The following is an 18395-nucleotide window of genomic DNA, read 5'->3' as shown; positions in this document are numbered from 1 at the left end:
CCCGGCCCGGCCAGCACCTTCTACGGCGCCTCCGTTCCTAGCTTTGCGGTATGACTATCGGATTCCCATCCCGGATCGCCGTGTCAACCTGCGCCCTCTGCCTGGCGGGCGTCCTCGCGTTCACGCCCGTCGCCGCGGCGGCCCACACCGGGCCGGGCCCCGGCACACCGGGCGGAGCGGGAGCCGCGGCACCCCCATCGGCGCTCCTGAACGGCCCCGGGACCCAGGTCCGGCCGCACCCCGGAGCACCCGGGATCCCGGACGTCTCGGCCCTGTCCTGGCTGGTGGCGGACGCCCGCACCGGTGACGTGCTGGCCGCGCACGACGCACATCGCAGACTCCCGCCCGCCAGCACCCTGAAGACCCTCTTCGCCCTGACCGTCCTCCCCGTGCTGCCGGGCGGCCTGCGGCACCGGGTCAGCGAGCAGGACCTGGCCGGCATCGGCGAGGGAAGCAGCCTGGTCGGGGTCGAGGCGGGCCACACCTACCGGGTCGCCGATCTGTGGCGCGGGGTCTTCCTCAACTCCGGCAACGACGCCGTGCACGTCCTGGCCGCCCTCAACGGCGGCTGGGACACCACGGCCGCCCGGATGCAGGCCAAGGCCCGCGCTCTGGGCGCGCTCGACACCCATGTCGTCTCACCGGACGGCTACGACACCGACGGCCAGGTGTCCTCCGCCTTCGACCTCGCGGTGTTCGGCCGGGACGGGCTGCGCAACGCGGACTTCGCGCGGTACTGCTCCACCGCCGAGGCCGAGTTCCCGGGCGACGGGTCCTCGTACGCGATCCAGAACACCAACCGGCTGCTGACCGGCAACGACGGTGTCGAACCGTACCCGGGTCTCATCGGCGTGAAGAACGGCTACACCACCCACGCGGGCAACACGCTCGTCGCGGCGGCGCGCCGGGGCGGGCACTCGCTCGTCGTCACGGTGATGAACCCTCAGGCGGGCGGCGGCTTCACCGTGTACAAGGAGGCGCGCGAGCTGCTCGACTGGGGTTTCGCGGCCGCCGGGCGGGTCGATCCGGTGGGTTCGCTGGACACGTTGCGGGCCGGGCCGAGGCCGGGTCCCCCCGCCGCGCCGGTGGCCGCCCCGGTCGTACCGGACGACGGTCCGGGCTGGACGGAGACGGCGGCGATCGTGGCCGCCGCGGCGCTCGGCGCGGGTGCGGTCGTGGTGGCGTTGCGGCTCAGGGGTGCGCGGTCGTCCAGGGCCTGACCGGTCGGCAGCCACAGCAGCAGACCGAGAGTGATCCAGGTGTATGTGTTGCTGCCGAGAAAGCCGTCGATGCCCGAGGCGTCGTTGAACCACAGCCACACGACGCTGGTGCACATCACCGCGTAGAGGGCGCCCGCGATCCGCGGGTGCCCGGCGCGGATCAGCACGGCGAAGGACGGCAGCAGCCACACGAGATGGTGCACCCAGGTGATCGGGCTGACCAGACAGGCGGTCAGCCCGGTCAGCGCGAACGCGGCGATCCAGTCCCCGGCGACGACCGCACGCCGTGCCCGCACCGCCCACACGCACAGCACGATGAGGACGACACTCGCCCACAGCGGGCGGCCGGTCTCGCCGAGCCGGGCCAGGACGCCTTGCAGGGACTGGTTGGAGACGTAGTCGAGGCGGCCCACGCGGGTCGTGTCCCACATCGCCCGGGTCCAGTAGAAGCGTGAGGCGTCCGGGTCCACCAGGGCCGCGAGCCCGGTCGCGCCGAGGGCCACGGCGGTCGCGACCGCGGCGGCCCTCCAGCGTCTGGCCACCAGCAGCAGGCCGATGAAGAGCGCCGGCGTGAGCTTGACCGCCGCCGCGAGTCCGATACCGACGCCCGCCCAGCGGCCCCGGCCGGTGGAGAGCAGCCAGCCGTCGCCCAGGACCAGGGCGAGCAGCAGGAGGTTCACCTGCCCGAAGCTGAAGGTGTCGCGCAGGGGCTCGAACAGCGCCAGACCGCAGGCCACCAGCGCCCACCCGAACCAGCCGTAACGCCGCCAGTCGGGGCCGGCCAGGATGCGCAGTACGGCGGCGAGGGCCGCCAGGTTGAGGAACAGCGCGGCGGTGATCGCAGTGCCGAGCCCGAGGTACCCCATCGGGGCCATGCTGACGGCGGCGAACGGCGGGTAGGTGAATCCGTACGTCGTCCCGGGGACCTGGTAGTCGTAGATCCGGCCGCCGTGGTGGAGCCAGGTGTGGACCGTGCCGTAGTAGACGCGCAGGTCGAACCAGTCGCGCAGCAGCGGGACGGTCGCGGTGAAGACGGCGACCGCGGTGGCGAGGGCCAGCACCAGAAGGAGTCGGCCGCGGTCGGTGCTGGGTGTTCTCATGCCGTACGTCCCAGGGCCGGGGCCTGTGCCGCCTGGCGGGCCTGCCACAGGACGACGACCGCGAGGACACCGCCGGAGACGGCCAGCACGAGTTGTCCGATGTCGGCGGGGCCGCCACTGGGCAGCACGGCCAGCGCGAGGACACCGGTCACGGCGGCCACGCGGTGTCGTACCGACGTGCTGGGCGCGGCGGCGGCGATGAGGAAGAGGCCCCAGAGGGCGTACCAGGGGCGGATCGCCGGGCCGAAGACGGCCACGACCGCGAGGCTCAGGCCGAGCGCGTAGACCGGGCTGGGGCGCAGGCGGAACCATATGGCGAGGATGGCGGCGCCGGTGACCGCGAGTCCGAGGGCGTGCCAGGCCGGGATGGCGAAGGGGGCGAGATCGCTGCCCAGGTGTTCCAGCAGGGCGCCGGTGGCGCGGCCGAGGAGGCTGGTGAGGGCCCAGTTGTGCGCCGAGACGGGTGTGTCGAGGGCGCCTATCCAGCCGTAGCCCGTGCCGGCGATGGCCGTGGCGGCGATCGTGGTGGCCGCAGAGGCGACGACGGTCGTGGTGACGGCCTTGGCCGGGCGATGGCCCGCGCGGATCTGGAGGAGCACGACCGCGGCGAGGCCGAGCGCGGCAGGTGCCTTGACCAGGGCCGCGAGGGTGACGAGTACGGCGCCCAGGACCGGCCAGCGGCCGAGGGCGGCGACCAGGCCGACGCCGAGCAGCCCGAGCATGATCGCGTCGTTGTGGGCGCCCGCGACGAGGTGGAGCAGGACGAGCGGGTTGAGGGCGCCGAGCCAGAGCGCGGCGGCCGGGTCGGCGCCGCTGTTCCGGGCGAGCCGGGGCAGGGCGGCGGCCATCAGACCCACCCCGAGGAGCGCGACGAGCCGCATTCCGAAGAGCCCGGCGGGGAGTTCTCCCCGGGTCAGCCCGGAGAGCCCCGAGGCCACGGCGAGGAACACCGGGCCGTACGGCGCTCCGGTGTGCTGCCACAGCGGGGCGACCTCGTCGGCGAGGGGGCCGCCGAGCGTGGCGGGGCCGTGCGCGTACACGTCCATGTGGGCGTCGACCATGGCGCCCTGCGCGAGATAGCTGTACACGTCCCGGCTGAACAGCGGCGGCGCGAGCAGCAGCGGGGCCGCCCACACGGCGAGGACCAGCAGCAGGGAGCGCGGGGTCGGCGGTTCGGCGCTGCGGATCAGGTTGCCCAGCAGCAGCCAGGCCGCTATCAGCAGGACGACACCGAAGTAGACGCCGACCAGCCCCAGCGCGGCCTGTGCGGAGGCCGGGGAGAAGAGGTCGGCGGCCGGGAGCGCTCCAGCCGTCTCACCGCCCAGGGCGAGGACGGCGGTTCCGGCCAGACCGAGCAACTGGCAGCGGCGGAGATCGATGGGAAAAGCCATGGCCAACACTCGCCAAGCGTGTCAACGCCGGATGGCGGGAAAGCGACGTGCCGCTCTCCGTGCGGCGGACTGCGCGTGACCTCCGTGTGATCGGGCCGCGGTACCGATGAGTTCTCTGTCCGCGGCCGGTCTCCCCCATGACCCGCTTTCACCGAACGGATGTGATGACCGTGCCGAACAGTTCCGCCCACGCCAAGGTGAACGGCCTGGAGATGTACTACGAGATCCACGGCGCCGAACACCAGGACCGGCGTCCGCTGGTGCTGCTGCACGGCGGTGTCCTCACCATCGGTCTGACCTTCGGGAGCGTGCTGCCCGCGCTGTCCGCGAACCGGTACGTCATCGCCCCGGAACTCCAGGGCCACGGCCGCACCGCGGACACCGACCGCCCGATGACGGTGCCGGACCTGGCCTCCGACGTGGTGGCGCTGCTCGACGAACTCGGCGTCGAGCAGGCCGACTTCATCGGCTTCAGCCTGGGCGGACTGACCGCGCTGGAGATCGCGGTCCGGCACCCGGAGCGGGTCGGACGGCTCGTGCTGGCAGCCACCCAGTACGCCCAGGACGGCTACCACGACGACGTCCGCAGCCCCGACTACAGCTCGCCCCGGCTGCCCAGCCAGGCGGACTTCCAGGAGATGGCCGACGCCTACGCGGCCGTCGCCCCGCATCCCGAGCACTTCCAGGACTTCCTGGCCAAGGTCTCGGCGGCGGCGAACGGGCCCCTGCCGTGGACCGCCGACGACCTGCGCGCGCTGACCGCACCCACGCTGCTGGTCGTCGGCGACGGGGACTTCGTGCGCGTCGAGCACGCCGCCGAGATGCAGCGACTCATCCCCGACGCGCGGCTCGCCGTCCTGCCCGGCACCACGCACATGAGCCTCATGCGGCGGACCTCGCTGCTCACGCCGCTGCTGGACGAGTTCCTGGGCTGACGGCGGTCAGAACACCGACACCCCGGTCAACGTGGTGAAGCGGTCCAGGGCCGCGACCCCGGCCACCGAGTTCCCCCGCTCGTCGAGTCCCGGGCTCCAGACGGCGAGCGTGCACCGGCCCGGTACGACGGCGATGATGCCGCCGCCCACTCCGCTCTTGCCGGGCAGACCCACCCGGTAGGCGAACTCGCCCGCCGCGTCGTACGTCCCGCAGGTCAGCATCACCGCGTTGACCTGCTTGGCCTGGGTGAGGGTGAGCAGCCGGGTGCCGTCGGCGCGGCTGCCGTGCCGGGCCAGGAAACCGGCGGCGAGGGCGAGGTCGGCGCAGGACGCCTCGATGGAGCACTGCCGGAAGTACTGGTCCAGGAGGACGGGCACCTCGTTGTCGATGTTGCCGTAGGACTTCATGAAGTGGGCCAGGGCCGCGTTGCGGTCGCCGTGCGCGGACTCGGAGGCGGCGACCCCCTTGTCGAAGTCCAGGGCCGGGTTGCCGCTCTCCGTGCGCAAGAAGGCCAGCAACTCGCCCGCCGCGTCGCCGGTACGGGTCTGGAGCCGGTCGGTGACGACAAGCGCGCCCGCGTTGATGAACGGGTTGCGCGGAATGCCGTTCTCGTACTCCAACTGGACAAGGGAGTTGAAGGGGTTGCCGGAAGGCTCGCGGCCCACGTGCTCCCAGAGTTCGTCGCCCTCGCGGGCCAGGTCGAGGGCGAGGGTGAAGACCTTGGTGATGGACTGCGTGGAGAACGGCTGCCGCCAGTCCCCCACGCCGTACACCGTGCCGTCCGGCTCCGCGACGGCCATGCCGAAGCTGCGCGGGTCGCAGGCCGCGAGCGCCGGGATGTAGTCGGCGGGCCGGCCACGCCCGGGCGTCCGCTCTATCTCTCCGGCGATACGCTCCAGGACCGGCTGGAAGGTCATCGACGAGGGCATGATCACCATTGTGCCTCCGGGCCGGTCCTGGTGCGCGTCCGCGGTCAGACGGCCACGGGGCCGCTGCCGGCCAGGACCTCGGGCCGCAGCAGGGCAGCGAGGGTCTCGGCGGGCAACAGGCCCTTCTCCAGGACGAGTTCGGCCACGCCCCGGCCGGTGGCGAGGGCCTCCTTGGCGATGTCGGTGGCGGCCGTGTACCCGATGTGCGGGTTCAGCGCGGTCACCAGGCCGATGGAGTTCTCCACGCTCGCGCGCAGCGCCCCGGTGTTGGCGGTGATGCCGTCCACGCAGCGCTCGGCCAGCGTCAGACAGGCGGCGCGCAGATGCGTGATGCTCTCCGACAGCGAGTGCAGGATGATCGGCTCGAACGCGTTGAGCTGGAGCTGTCCGGCCTCGGCGGCCATCGTGATGGTGACGTCGTTGCCGATCACCTCGAAGGCGACCTGGTTGACGACCTCCGGGATCACCGGGTTGACCTTGCCGGGCATGATGCTCGAACCGGCCTGCACCGGCGGCAGGTTGATCTCCCCCAGCCCCGCGCGCGGCCCCGAGGACAGCAGCCGCAGGTCGTTGCAGCTCTTGGAGAGCTTGACCGCGACCCGCTTCAGCACACCTGACATCTGGACGAACGCACCGCAGTCCTGTGTGGCCTCGACCAGGTTGGCCGCCGTCACCAACGGCAGTCCGGTGATCCCGGCGAGGTGCCGCCGCGCCGACTCGGCGTACCCGGCGGGAGCGTTGAGTCCGGTGCCGATGGCCGTGGCGCCCAGGTTGATCTCATGGATCAACTGGACAGCCTCGTCAAGACGTTGACGATCCTCGTCAATCATGACGGCATACGCGGAGAACTCTTGACCGAGCGTCATGGGCACCGCGTCCTGCAACTGTGTACGGCCCATCTTGAGCACGTCACGGAACTCGACGGCCTTACGGGCGAACGCGTCCTGCAGTACGGACATTGACTCGATCAATCCATGGACGGCGAAGACCGTAGCTATCTTGACCGCGGTCGGATACACGTCATTGGTGGACTGCCCGAGGTTGACGTCCTCATTGGGGTGCAGGAACCGGTACTCGCCCTTGCCGTGCCCGAGCAACTCCAACGCCCGGTTCGCCACCACCTCGTTGGCGTTCATGTTGGTCGAGGTACCGGCCCCGCCCTGCACCACGTCGACGACGAACTGGTCGCGCAGCTTGCCGCCCCGGATCTCCCGACAGGCGGCGACGATGACCGCCGCCTTCTCCGGCGGGAGCAGCCCCAACTCCTCGTTGGCGAGAGCGGCGGCCTCCTTGACGGCGGCCAACGCATTGATCAAGTGCGGGTAGGCGGAGATCGGAGTCCCCGTGATGGCGAAGTTCTCGGTGGCACGCAGGGTGTGAACACCCCAGTACACATCGGCGGGAACGTCCCGGTCGCCGAGCAGATCGTGTTCGCGACGGGTTACGACGGCCATGAAAGTGCAGCTCCTCTTTTCAAGGGGGCCAAGGACGGTCTTTCGGCGATCTAGGCGCACGCGGACAACGGCGGCACCGGGTCCAGAGCCCGCACGGGCCGCACACACCCCACCGGCTCGCCACCACCGAGCAACGCCTCCCCCGCGAACTCGGTGAGCAGCGAGGGCGAGACCCCGGCCCGCGTCAACGCGGCCGCCGCGACAGGCACCCGCGCCCGATTGGCCCCGTCCGCGATCTTCACGGCAACAGCCCGCCCGTCCGGCAGCGCGGCGACCTGCACCCCCTCGAACCCGTCCTTGGCCAGCAGCCCGGGAACGGCCCGCATCAGCGCGGCCACATCCCGCCCGGACCCGGACGCCATCTCGGCGTACTCACGCATCGCGTCAGCGACCCGCGCCTCGGGCGTACCGGGCGCACCGGTGACGACCCGTGACACGGCCCGCGCCAACCCGTGCAGGGAGATGGAGAACAAGGGAGCCCCGCACCCGTCGACGCTCACCCGTGCGATCCGCTGCCCGGTGAGGTCCTCGACGATCTCGGCGATGGCCTGCTGGAGCGGGTGCGCGGGGTCGAGATAGTCGTCGAGGGACCAGCCGTTGAGCTTCGACACGTACAGCATGGCCGCGTGCTTGCCGGAGCAGTTCTGGGCGAGCCGGGACGGTGGCCGTCCTTCGCGCACCCAGGTGTCCCGGACGACTGGGTCGAACGGCAGGTCGGGGACGTTGCGCAGGTCGTCCTCGGTGAGGCCGGCGAGTTCGAGGATGCGCCGGGTCCCGGCGAGGTGGCGTTCCTCGCCGGAGTGGCTGGCGGCGGCGAGGGAGAGCAGTTCGCCGTCCAGCGGCAGCCCCGCCCGCACCATGGCGACGGCCTGTACGGGCTTGATCGCCGAGCGCGGGTAGAACGCCGCCTCGATGTCGCCGAGTTGGAGCTGGACCTGTCCGTCGGTGTCGAGGACGACGACGGAGCCGTAGTGGATGCCCTCGATCAGTCCGTCGCGGATGAGGTGGGCGACGGGTGCGTGGACGGGTTCACGGACGAGGGGTGGGTCCGCGAGGGGACTGCTGTACATCACTGCCTGTCTGGGTCGGACGGCGTGGGTCTCACGCGTCGGGTGTGGTGGTGGAGGTGTGCGCGACCCGGCGGCGGACGGCGAACCAACCGGCGACGAGTGCGGCGGCGATCAGCGGCAGGCACAGCACGGTGGTGCGTCCGGCGCCGCCGTCGGCGTACATGAGGACCAGGACGGAGGCGAGGAAGGCCAGCGTCACGAGTTCGGTCCAGGGGGAGCCCGGCAGGCGGTAGCCGGGCCGGGAGAGTTCGCCCTTCTCGGTCTTCTGCCAGAAGAGGAGGTGGCAGAGCATGATCATGCCCCACGTGGCGAGGATGCCGATGGCGGCGAAGTTGAGGACGATCTCGAACGCGTCGGCGGGAACGACGTAGTTGAGGCCGACACCGAGGACGCAGATGCCGCTGGTGAGCAGGATGCCGCCGTAGGGGACCTGGTTGCGGCTCATCACCGAGGTGAACTTGGGGGCGGAGCCGGACATCGCCATGGAGCGGAGGATGCGGCCGGTGGAGTAGAGACCGGAGTTGAGCGAGGACATGGCCGCGGTGAGGACGACGAGGTTCATGACGCCGCCCGCCGCCGGGATGCCGATCTGGGAGAGGACCGTCACGAAGGGGCTCTGGCCGACGCTGTACTTGTTCCAGGGCAGCAGCATCGAGAGCAGGACGACCGAGCCGACGTAGAAGAGGCCGACGCGCCACATGATCGAGTTGATCGCCTTCGGCATGATCTTCTCGGGGTTCTCGGTCTCTCCGGCGGCGACGCCGACCAGTTCGACGGAGGCGTAGGCGAAGACGACGCCCTGGATGATCAGCAGCATGGGGAGCATGCCGTTGGGGAAGATGCCGCCGTTGCCGGTGATCAGGGACGGGCCGGGGGTGTGGCCGTCGACGGGGTGCTGGGTGGCCAGCAGGAAGATGCCGATGAGCATGAAGACGACGAGTGCGCTGACCTTGATGATCGCGAACCAGAACTCAAGCTCGCCGAAGAGCCGTACAGAGATCAAGTTGACGGTCAACACGACCGCTAGGGCGATCAATGCGATCAACCATTGAGGGATGTCGGAGAACATGCCCCAGTAGTGGGTGTACACGGCCACGGCGGTGATGTCGGCGACACCGGTGGTGGCCCAGTTCAGGAAGTACATCCAGCCCGCGACGTAGGCGCCCTTCTCGCCGAGGAACTCCCGGGCGTACGACACGAAGGCGCCGGACGAGGGCCGGTACAGGACGAGTTCGCCCAGGGCGCGGACGACGAGGAAGGCGAAGAGTCCGCAGACCGCGTACGCGATGAAGAGCGAGGGGCCGGCGTCGGCGAGGCGGCCGCCGGCGCCGAGGAAGAGGCCGGTGCCGATCGCGCCGCCGATGGCGATCATGTTGACGTGGCGGGACTTCAGGGACTTGCTGTAGCCGGCGTCTCCGGCGTCGACATGGCCGGATCGTTTCTGCACGCCGTCGTGCAGGGACTGCTCGCTCACGCCTCGGGTCCGCCTTCCGTGGGGGTGTCGGTGCGCGCGGGGCGCACGATGTCGGTGAGGGTCGTCTCGACCCGGTCGAGGTGGTGGGACATGGCCTCGACGGCGTCCGGCTCGCTGCCGTCGATCAGCGCCTCGACGATCGCCCGGTGCTCGCGGTTGGACTGCTCGCGCCGGCCGCCGAGTTCGTTGAGGAACGCGGACTGGCGGGCCAGCGCGTCACGGATCTCCTCGATGACCCGGCGGAACACCGGGTTCTGGGCGGCCTCCGCGACGGCGAGGTGGAAGAGGGTGTCCATCGCGACCCACGCGGTGGTGTCCGTCTCCCGCTCCATGCGGTCCAGGAGGTGGGCGAGGTGGTCCAGGTTCTCCGGGGTGCGGCGCAGGGCCGCGTACCCGGCGACCGGGATCTCGACGTGGCGGCGCACCTCCAGGAGGTCGCTGGCCGCGTAGTCGCCGAAGGTGGGGTCCTCGACGGCGTTGGCGACGACAAAGGTGCCCTTGCCGGTCTTGGAGACGGTCAGACCCATGGTCTGCAGGGCCCGCAGGGCCTCGCGCAGCACAGGCCGGCTGATCTCCAGGGTGCGGCACAGCTCGGCCTCGGAGGGCAGCTTGTCGCCGATCGCGTAGTCGCCGCGCTCGATGGCGCCGCGGAGGTGGACGAGCACCGCTTCCATGGCGCTCACGCGCCGCGGTCCGACTCCACCTGTCTGGCTGTCTGACAGGTTCACGGACGTGATCCTGCGGGTGACGGGACGGTGCTGTCAAGCGATCGGAAAAGAAAAATTCAGAGGGCGTGCGGCCTGAAATTCCGGCTGCACGCCCTCCGTGACGGTCGTCCGCCCGGTGTCAGCTGTCGAGGACACCCGCGCCGAGCAGCCCGAACAGCAGGATGCCGATCACGAGCCGGTAGATCACGAAGGCGTTGAAGGAGTGCTTGGCGACGAACTTCAGCAGCCAGGCGATGGAGGCGTAGGCGACCACGAACGACACGATCGTGCCGACGGCCAGCGGGGCGGCGCCCACACCCGTCCCCAGGGCGTCCTTCAGCTCGTAGATGCCCGCGCCGGTGAGGGCCGGGATGCCGAGGAAGAAGGAGAGCCGGGTGGCGGCGACGCGGTCCAGGTCGAGGATGAGGCCGGTGGACATGGTGGCGCCGGAGCGGGAGAAGCCGGGGAAGAGCAGCGCGAGGATCTGTGAACTGCCCACCAGCATCGCGTCCTTGAACGTGGTGTCGTCCTCACCGCGCTTGTGCCGGCCCATCTGGTCGGCCGCCCACATCACACCGCTGCCGACGATCAGCGAGGCGGCGACCACCCACAGCGAGCCGAGCGGGCCGTCGATGAGCGGCTTCGCGGCGAGGCCCACCAGCACGATCGGGATGGTCGCGTAGATCACCCACCAGGCGAACTTGTAGTCGTGGTGATAGCGCTCCTCGCGATTGCGCAGGCCACGGCCCCACGCGGTCACGATCCGCACGATGTCCTTGAAGAAGTACACGAGCACGGCGGCGATGGCGCCGACCTGGATGACGGCCGAGAACCCGACGACGGCGTCGTCGTCCACGGGGATCTTCATCAGCCCCTCGACGATCTTCAGATGGCCGGTGGAGGACACGGGCAGGAACTCGGTCACCCCCTCCACGACTCCGAGGACGGCGGCCTGACCGACGCTGATGACGCTCATGAGATCCAGTTCTTGGGAGTTGGTCGACAGTGCTGTAGACAATAGCGCTGCGGAGCGTGCCGTTCGGGCGCGGGAGCCGCCCGATCTCTTACGCCCACAGGCCCTGCGCGATCGCCACCCCGACAAATGCCGCACCGAGGCCCGCCATCACGCTGCCGACGACGTTGGCGGCAGCGTAGAGCCCCGAGCCCGTCTCGGTCAGCCGCAGTGTCTCGTACGAGAAGGTCGAGTACGTCGTCAGGGCCCCGCAAAGCCCTGTCCCGACGAGGAGTTGGAGATGTGAGCCGGCCGCACCGGCGGACACCGCACCGGTCAGCGTGCCCAGGATCAGGCAGCCGGTGACGTTCACCACGAAGGTGCCCCAGGGGAGGACGGAGTCGTGTCTCGACTGCACGGCGCGGTCGGTGAGATAGCGGAGCGGGGCACCGACGGCGGCGCCCGCGACGACCAACAGCCAGTTCACAACGACCTCTTACCCTTCCCGTCCGCTTCACCGGGCTCGTCGGTGCGGCCCACGTACCGGATCACCTCGCACTCGTCGAGGATCACGAGTCCTTCGGCGACGAGTTCGTCGAGCTGCGGCAGAAAGGCCCGTACGCGCTCCTCGGTGTCCACGATCACGATCGCCACCGGCAGGTCCTCGCTGAGCGACAGCAGCCGCGAGGTGTGGATCAGGGAGGAGGCGCCGAAGCCCTCGATGCCCCGGAAGACACTGGCACCGGCCAGCCCGGCCGCGTGCGCGCGGTGGACGATCTCCGTGTAGAGGGGTTTGTGGTGCCAGGTGTCGTTCTCGCCGATGAAGACGGTCGCGCGCAGGGCGTCGCCGGTCAGTCTGGTCATCGCTGCCTCCACTTCAGGACGCGCCGGGTCGCCGTGGCCGCGAGCCACACCGCCGCGAGCGCCGCGAGCAGGGTCGCGGCGAGGTAGGTGAGCGCGGTGCGCGGGCGGCCCGCGTCGACCAGTCTCTGGATGTCCACGGCGTACGTCGAGAAGGTGGTGAAGCCGCCGAGCACACCGGTGCCGAAGAACGGCCGCACCAGCCTGTGGGCGGCCCACATGTCGGTGATGACCACCATGAACACGCCGATCACGGCGCACCCGACCACATTGATCCCGAAGGTCGTCCAGGGAAATCCGCCGCTCCGCGCGGGCCACCACAGGGAGGCCGCGTACCGGGACACGGCACCGATCGCGCCGCCGAGCGCGACCACCGCGACCACGGGTCCCTGACCGCGCCAGACGGACGGGCGCGGGGCCCGTGGCCGGGCGCGCAGGCTCTCGGCCTCGGGAGCTGTCATGGCCGTACATCTCCTACTCGTCGGGGGCCCTGCGGGCACACGCCTTCACAAGTAGGGACCGTTGGCGGCACCACCGCCGCGGTTCGGGTACGGCGGGCCCCACCGCCGCGCCGCGAGGGGTGATCGCGGCCGGGGAACAGGTTAACGCCGGTGGCGGGCCGGGGTCACTTCGGGGCGGGCGGCTCGCACAGCGCGACGCCGGGCTCCCGCAGACTGCCCAGGACGAGGTGGCCGGCCGCCTCGCAGACGCTGGTGACCATGCGGAAGGGCGAGCCGCGCGCGATGAGGTGGTGGTCGACGTGTCCCTCGTCGTCGACCGCGAGGGCCCCGATCATGCCCGTGGGCCGGAAGGGCACCTGCGCGGCGATACGGCCGGCGGTGTGCCGTACGGCGGCCGGGCCGCGGTGCAGGACGTCGAGCGGAGGCACGCGGGGGCCGGCCAGGGCCACCCAGAGCGGGCCCTCGGGTCCGGCGCGCCAGATGTTGTCGGGCATGCCCGGGAGATCCTCCACGAAGGGTTCGCCGCGGCTGGCCTCCGGTCCGGTGAGCCAGTAGCGGGTGAGGCGGCAGGCGCCGCTCTCGGCGATCACCAGGAAGGATTCGTCGGCGCTCGGGGCCAGCCCGTTGGCGAACTGGAGCCCCTCCAGCACCACTTCGGGGGTGTCGCTGCCGGGTGCGAGGCGCACCAGCCGTCCGGTGCCGGTGTGTTCGACGATGTCGCCGAGCCACTGGTGGAGCGGGTAGCGGCGGCTGGCGACGGTGAAGTACACGCTGCCGTCGGACAGCGCGACCACGTTGCTGCAGAACCGCAGCGGCTCCCCCGCCACCGTGTCGGCGAGGACGCGTACGGAGCCGTCGCCGAGGTCGACGCGCAGCAGTCCGCGTTCCGCGTCGCACACCAACAGGCCGTTGTCCGGGAGGAGTTCGAGGCCGAGCGGGCGTCCGCCGGTGTCGGCGAGGGTCTCCACCCGCACCGCCTCGGGGTCGATCAGCCCGTCGAGGCGGAGGATGCGGCCGTCCTCGACGCCGGTCAGCACCCGGCCGCGGGCGTCGGCCACCACGTCCTCCGGGCCACGGCCGCCGATCGCGACGTAGCGGCGGGCGAAGAGTGCCTCGGGTCGGTCCACGAAAACCTCCTGCGTGGGGTCGGACGGGGCGTGCCGGTACGCGTACGCTTGCTTCTCTTCCCGGTCACCGCGTCCCCACGTCACGTCTGGGGTCAGGTTTGCCGAGCGTATTCCCGGTGACCCGGATCATGCTGTCGGTCGGTGAGAAGGGGGCCCTCATGAGATGGTCGGCCACCCGCCCTGCGGGATCTCCGAGGTGAACGGGATGCGCACCGCGTGGCAGCGACTCGGACTCGCCGAACTCCACCGGCGCGGGCGGGAGTTGGAACTCCTGCACCGGGCCATGGGGTTCGCGACGCTCGCCCTGGTCACGCTGGCGCCCCTGCTGATCGTGGTGGCCGCGGCCGATCCGCTCGGGCACGGCGGGTTCGCGCTGTGGCTGGTGGACGGCATGGACCTGTCCGGCCGGTCCGCCCGCGCGCTCACCGATGTCTTCACCCCGCCCCGCAAGGTGATCGGCACCACCAGCGCCCTCAGCGTGGCGCTGCTCGCGCTGTTCGGCCTGTCCTTCGCGTCGAGTGTGCAGAGCGGCTACGAACACGTGTGGCACCCGACCGGCGCCCCGTGGCATCGCATCTGGCGGCAACTGATCTGGCTGGTCATGCTGATGGTCTACCTGTACGCGCAGGTGCAGACCCGCAACGTCCTGGAGGGCACGCCCCGCATCCTGCTGAGCATGGCCGCCGGCCTGCTGTTCTTCTGGTGGGGTCCGCACTTCCTGCTCAACCGCCACGTCCAATGGCGCTACCTGCTTCCCGGCGCGCTCGCCACGATGGCGGGCCTGGTCGGCCTGCGCTGGTTCTCGTACCTGGTGTTCACCCCGCTCCTCGTCACCAACGCGGTGAGCTACGGCCCGGTAGGCACCGTCCTGGTGGTGGAGTCCTGGCTGGTCGGCGTGGGCTTCGTGCTCTACGGCGGCGCACTGGTGGGCCGGCTGCTGTGCGAGCGGTTCGGTGACCCGGACGCGTCGTTCCGCGTGCAGTCGGAAGAACCGGACGCGGCGGACGCCGAGCAGGAGGAACCGCCGACACGTTCCCAGCAGGACACGGTGTGAGGCCACATGGTGCGACACCACATGGTGCACGAGTGACGGGAGATGTTCAGGTGGCGGGAGGTGCCCGAGCAGCAGAGGTCCCCCTCCGCCCGCGGCTCGCGGCTCTCACGGGCGGAGGGGAGTCCGTTCAGCCGTCGAGTCGCACGACCCGCACGGCGCCGGCGGGCACGGCGAAGCCGCCCGCGGCACGTTCACCGGTCAGCAGCTCGGTGCCGTCGGCACCCAGCGGCACCTTGACATCCGCGGCGCTGTGGTTGATCGCGAAGAGATAGGCGCCCGACTCTCCGTCGCGGCGGACGACCTCGACGTCGTACGGCAGGTCGGCGCGCGGGGCGATCCGGGCGTCCTCGGTCGCCCAGCCGAGCAGGGCGTCCAGGCCGTGGGCGTCGAGCCGGGTCGACACGTACCAGGCGGTGCCCTCGCCGAGGCGGTGCCGGGTGACGGCCGGGTGGTCGGCGGTGAGGCCTTCGGCGTACGTCCACACGGTCTCGGCGCCGCGCGGGACCACGAACTCGGTCCAGACGTCGCCGGTGAGTTCGGAGCCGTCGGGGCCGGTGATGCGGACCCGCTCGCCGGCCAGCAGGGGTGAGAACTCCTCGACGGTCAGGCCCAGTACATCGCGCAGCGGGCCGGGATAGGCGCCCTCGTGGACGGCGTCGTGCTCGTCGACGATGCCGGAGAAGTAGGAGACGACGAGGGTGCCGCCCTGCTCGACGTACCGCTTCAGGTTGCGGCCGGCCGCCTTCGTCATCAGGTACAGGGCGGGTACGACGACAAGGGGATAAGCCGACAAGTCGGCTTCCGGGTGGGCGAAGTCGACCGTGAGGTGGCGGTCGTAGAGGGCCTCGTAGAAGGCGTCGGCGCGCTCGCGGGCGTCGTGGTCCTCGCTGGGACGCCACTCCAGTTTCTGCGCCCACCACGACTGCCAGTCCCACAGGACGGCCACGTCGGCCCGGGTGCGGGTGCCGCGGATCGGGGTCAACTTGTCGACGGACGCGCCGAGTTCGACGACCTCGCGCCAGACGCGGGTCTCGGTGCCGCCGTGCGGGAGCATCGCCGAGTGGAACTTCTCGGCGCCGCGCCGGGACTGGCGCCACTGGAAGAACATCGCGCCGTCCGAGCCGCGCGCCACGTGGGAGAGCGCGTTGCGAGCCATCTGGCCGGGGGCCTTGGCCGGGTTGCGGGGCTGCCAGTTGACGCCCGAGGTGGAGTGTTCGAGCAGCAGCCACGGGGCGCCGCCCGCGACGGAGCGGGTGAGGTCGGCGGCCATCGCGAGGTTGACGTGGGTGCGGCGGCCGTCGGTGATCAGGTAGTGGTCGTTGGTGACGAGGTCGACCTCGCGGCCCCAGGCCCAGTAGTCGACGGACTCGCACTGGCTGAGGGCGGCCATGAAGTTGGTCGTCACCGGGATGCCGGGCGCGAGGCGGCGCAGGATGTCCCGTTCCGCGACGAAGTTCTCGCGCATCGTGGCGTCCGCGAACCGCTGGTAGTCCAGCGCCTGGGCCGGATTGACGGCGGTCGGGGTGAGCCGCGGCGGGTTGATCTGGCCGAGGTCAGCGTAACGCTGGCCCCAGAAGGCGGTCCCCCAGGCCTCGTTGACGCCGTCGACACTCTCGTACGTCGCGGTCAGCCAGCTTCGGAAGTGGACGGCGCAGGAGTCGCAGTAGCAGGCGGAGACGGGGACGCCGTACTCGTTGAAGACGTGCCACAGCGCGAGGGCGGGGTGGGCGCCGTAGCGCTCGGCGAGCCGGGTGGTGATGTCCGCGGCGGCGGCGCGGTAGTCGGCGTTGCTGTGGCAGATCGCGCCGCGCGAGCCGAACTCGTAGCGGGTGCCGTCGGCGGTGACGGGCAGGGCCTCGGGGTGGGCGCGGTAGAACCAGGCGGGCGGGGCGACGGTGGGTGTGCCGAGGTCGGCGCGGATGCCGTTCTCGTGCAGCAGATCGAGGAGCCGGTCGAGCCAGCCGAAGTCGTACACACCGGGCTCGGGTTCCAGCAGCGCCCAGGAGAAGATCCCGACGCTCACCATGGTGACGCCGGCCTCCCGCATCAGCCGGACGTCCTCCTGCCAGACGCTCTCCGGCCACTGCTCGGGGTTGTAGTCCCCACCGAAGGCGAGCCGGGTGAGGCCCCTGGGTGTGGTCTCCGGCATGGATCTCTCCCGTAGTCGATCATTTGGGAACGTGCACACAGTGCGCCCGAGGGCACGACCCCAACATAACCGCACAGCCGTGACCGCTGACAAGGGTCCCTGATGGTTCTATGCTGTGAACGCTCCCATGTCGGTGCTTCTGGCTCCGGGCCCGGGAGCCGTAGAGTCTTGACCATGAGCAATGCGGGGGGTCGGCGCAGGGCGCCGACGATCCATGACGTGGCGCGCGAAGCAGGTGTCTCGCGGGGCACGGTGTCGCGCGTCCTCAACGGCGGGCACTATGTCAGCCCGGCCGCGCAGGAGGCCGTCAACGCGGCCATCCGCAGGACGGGTTACGTCGTGAACCGGCACGCCCGCTCACTGATCACCGGGCGCTCGGACTCGGTCGGTTTCCTGCTGACGGAACCGCAGGAGAAGTTCTTCGAGGACCCCAACTTCAACATCCTGCTGCGCGGCTGCACCCAGGCGCTGGCCGCGCACGACGTCCCGCTGCTGCTGATGCTGGCCGGCACCGAGGACGAACGGCGGCGCATCACGCGGTACATCACCTCCGGGCATGTCGACGGGGTGCTGCTGGTCTCCAGCCACTCCGGGAGCCCGGTGGCGGAGGAACTGAGCGAGGCGGGCGTGCCGTTGGTCGCGTGCGGCAAGCCGATCGGGCTCGGCTCCAAGATCAGCTATGTCGCCGCCGACGACCGGGAGGGTGCCCGTGACATGACCCGGCACCTGCTCTCCCTCGGCCGCCGCCGCATCGGCACGGTCACCGGACCGCTGGACACCCCGGGTGGTGTCGAGCGCCTCGCCGGCTACAAGGAGGTGCTCACCGAGGCTGGCGTCGAGGTGGACGACCGCCTCGTCGTCTCCGGCGACTACAGCCGCCTCAGCGGCGAGAAGGGCGCCGAGCGCCTGCTCGCCCAAGTCCCGGACCTGGACGCGGTGTTCGTCGCCTCCGACCTGATGGCCCGGGGCGTGCTGACGTCGTTGGAGCGGGCCGGGCGGCGGGTACCGGAGGACGTCTCGGTGGGCGGCTTCGACGACTCCCCCGCCGCACTCGCGTCCAGTCCCGAACTCACCACGATGCGGCAGCCGTTCGACCGCATCAGCGCGGAGATGGTGCGGGTGCTGTTGGCGCAGATCGGGGGCGAGGACACCGCTGCGGTGATTCTTCCTACGGAGTTGGTGAAGCGGGAGTCGACGTGAGGGCGTGGGTCCTCATGGAGAACTGAGTCAACAGCTTGGCGTGCCACGGGAGTTGACGTACCGGCCGGTGGCGGGTCGCGGCCGGGTCGTCAGCGGCGCGTACCCGGTTGGCCGTACTCGTCCGCGCAGAGGTAGGTCAGTCGGCGTCCGGACGCGCGATGTCCCGGTCCGTGCGGGAACCCTCCACCGGCCCGTTCTTCGCCGCGTTCTTCGCCGCGAGGAGGACCGATCCAGCGGAGTCTGCCGTTCAGACCGGCGCACGTCGTTCTCAGGCGCGGCGACGGCGCATCGCGGGTGGATCCGTGAGCCG

The 18395-nt window shown here is 70.9% G+C and carries 16 protein-coding genes and 1 pseudogene; 4 read left to right on the top strand and 13 right to left on the bottom strand.

Annotation, left to right across the window (positions count from 1 at the left end; all coding sequences use genetic code 11):
- Positions 1 to 50: 50 nt before the first annotated feature.
- A pseudogene (locus AB0M63_RS42035) lies at positions 51 to 932 on the top strand (D-alanyl-D-alanine carboxypeptidase); the annotation flags it as partial.
- Positions 933 to 943: 11 nt separating this feature from the next.
- Here AB0M63_RS42035 and AB0M63_RS42030 read toward each other — a convergent pair.
- Both AB0M63_RS42030 and mptB read right to left on the bottom strand, forming a co-directional pair.
- Complete coding sequence (locus AB0M63_RS42030; RefSeq protein ID WP_366023106.1) at positions 944 to 2320, bottom strand: glycosyltransferase 87 family protein; 1377 nt, start codon at positions 2318 to 2320, stop codon at positions 944 to 946.
- The gene (mptB, locus tag AB0M63_RS42025) at positions 2317 to 3711 is read right to left on the bottom strand and encodes a polyprenol phosphomannose-dependent alpha 1,6 mannosyltransferase MptB (protein WP_366023105.1); all 1395 of its coding nucleotides are present in this window, start codon (positions 3709 to 3711) and stop codon (positions 2317 to 2319) included. The genes AB0M63_RS42030 and mptB overlap by 4 nt, the downstream gene beginning before the upstream one ends.
- A gap of 164 nt (positions 3712 to 3875) precedes the next feature.
- Between mptB and AB0M63_RS42020 the strand changes: the two genes are divergently transcribed.
- A complete protein-coding gene (locus tag AB0M63_RS42020) occupies positions 3876 to 4646 on the top strand; it encodes an alpha/beta hydrolase (RefSeq protein WP_366023104.1) in 771 nt (256 codons plus the stop codon).
- Between the two features lie 6 nt (positions 4647 to 4652).
- Here the strand turns inward: AB0M63_RS42020 and AB0M63_RS42015 are convergent, their stop codons facing one another.
- From AB0M63_RS42015 to AB0M63_RS41970, 10 genes are all read right to left on the bottom strand, one after another.
- Entirely contained in the window at positions 4653 to 5585 is a 933-nt protein-coding gene (locus AB0M63_RS42015) for a glutaminase (RefSeq protein WP_366023103.1), read from the bottom strand.
- 35 nt (positions 5586 to 5620) lie between these two features.
- Positions 5621 to 7030: an aspartate ammonia-lyase gene (gene aspA / locus AB0M63_RS42010; RefSeq protein ID WP_366023102.1), complete on the bottom strand. Its 1410-nt coding sequence runs from the start codon at positions 7028 to 7030 to the stop codon at positions 5621 to 5623.
- A 50-nt stretch (positions 7031 to 7080) separates the two neighbouring features.
- Complete coding sequence (locus tag AB0M63_RS42005; RefSeq protein WP_366023101.1) at positions 7081 to 8100, bottom strand: asparaginase; 1020 nt, start codon at positions 8098 to 8100, stop codon at positions 7081 to 7083.
- 31 nt (positions 8101 to 8131) lie between these two features.
- Positions 8132 to 9574 carry an amino acid permease gene (locus tag AB0M63_RS42000; RefSeq protein WP_366023100.1) on the bottom strand — a complete coding sequence of 481 codons (1443 nt, stop codon included), beginning with the start codon at positions 9572 to 9574 and terminating at the stop codon, positions 8132 to 8134.
- Complete coding sequence (locus AB0M63_RS41995) at positions 9571 to 10248, bottom strand: FadR/GntR family transcriptional regulator (RefSeq protein WP_019068931.1); 678 nt, start codon at positions 10246 to 10248, stop codon at positions 9571 to 9573. Before AB0M63_RS41995 ends, AB0M63_RS42000 begins: the two co-directional genes overlap by 4 nt.
- Before the next feature lie 172 nt (positions 10249 to 10420).
- Complete coding sequence (locus tag AB0M63_RS41990; protein ID WP_355902869.1) at positions 10421 to 11257, bottom strand: undecaprenyl-diphosphate phosphatase; 837 nt, start codon at positions 11255 to 11257, stop codon at positions 10421 to 10423.
- Positions 11258 to 11345: 88 nt separating this feature from the next.
- Positions 11346 to 11720, bottom strand: a complete 375-nt coding sequence (gene crcB, locus AB0M63_RS41985; RefSeq protein WP_366023099.1) for a fluoride efflux transporter CrcB — start codon at positions 11718 to 11720, stop codon at positions 11346 to 11348.
- Positions 11717 to 12097 carry a DUF190 domain-containing protein gene (locus AB0M63_RS41980; RefSeq protein WP_366023098.1) on the bottom strand — a complete coding sequence of 127 codons (381 nt, stop codon included), beginning with the start codon at positions 12095 to 12097 and terminating at the stop codon, positions 11717 to 11719. Before AB0M63_RS41980 ends, crcB (AB0M63_RS41985) begins: the two co-directional genes overlap by 4 nt.
- Positions 12094 to 12555, bottom strand: coding sequence for a fluoride efflux transporter CrcB (gene crcB / locus AB0M63_RS41975; RefSeq protein WP_355902875.1), 462 nt, complete (start codon positions 12553 to 12555; stop codon positions 12094 to 12096). The genes AB0M63_RS41980 and crcB (AB0M63_RS41975) overlap by 4 nt, the downstream gene beginning before the upstream one ends.
- Positions 12556 to 12719: 164 nt before the next feature.
- Entirely contained in the window at positions 12720 to 13682 is a 963-nt protein-coding gene (locus tag AB0M63_RS41970) for an SMP-30/gluconolactonase/LRE family protein (RefSeq protein ID WP_366023097.1), read from the bottom strand.
- Positions 13683 to 13887: 205 nt separating this feature from the next.
- Here AB0M63_RS41970 and AB0M63_RS41965 point away from each other — a divergent pair, with 205 nt between their 5' ends.
- Positions 13888 to 14736 carry a ribonuclease BN gene (locus tag AB0M63_RS41965; protein ID WP_366023096.1) on the top strand — a complete coding sequence of 283 codons (849 nt, stop codon included), beginning with the start codon at positions 13888 to 13890 and terminating at the stop codon, positions 14734 to 14736.
- Between the two features lie 127 nt (positions 14737 to 14863).
- Here the strand turns inward: AB0M63_RS41965 and AB0M63_RS41960 are convergent, their stop codons facing one another.
- Positions 14864 to 16885 carry a beta-galactosidase gene (locus AB0M63_RS41960; RefSeq protein ID WP_366023095.1) on the bottom strand — a complete coding sequence of 674 codons (2022 nt, stop codon included), beginning with the start codon at positions 16883 to 16885 and terminating at the stop codon, positions 14864 to 14866.
- 168 nt (positions 16886 to 17053) lie between these two features.
- Here AB0M63_RS41960 and AB0M63_RS41955 point away from each other — a divergent pair, with 168 nt between their 5' ends.
- The gene (locus AB0M63_RS41955; protein ID WP_366023094.1) at positions 17054 to 18085 is read left to right on the top strand and encodes a LacI family DNA-binding transcriptional regulator; all 1032 of its coding nucleotides are present in this window, start codon (positions 17054 to 17056) and stop codon (positions 18083 to 18085) included.
- Positions 18086 to 18395 lie beyond the last annotated feature (310 nt).

The sequence above is a fragment of the Streptomyces sp. NPDC051576 genome (genome assembly GCF_040681835.1).
In the GTDB taxonomy this organism is placed as follows: Bacteria; Actinomycetota; Actinomycetes; order Streptomycetales; family Streptomycetaceae; genus Streptomyces.
This window is presented reverse-complemented; position numbering and strand designations above follow the sequence as displayed.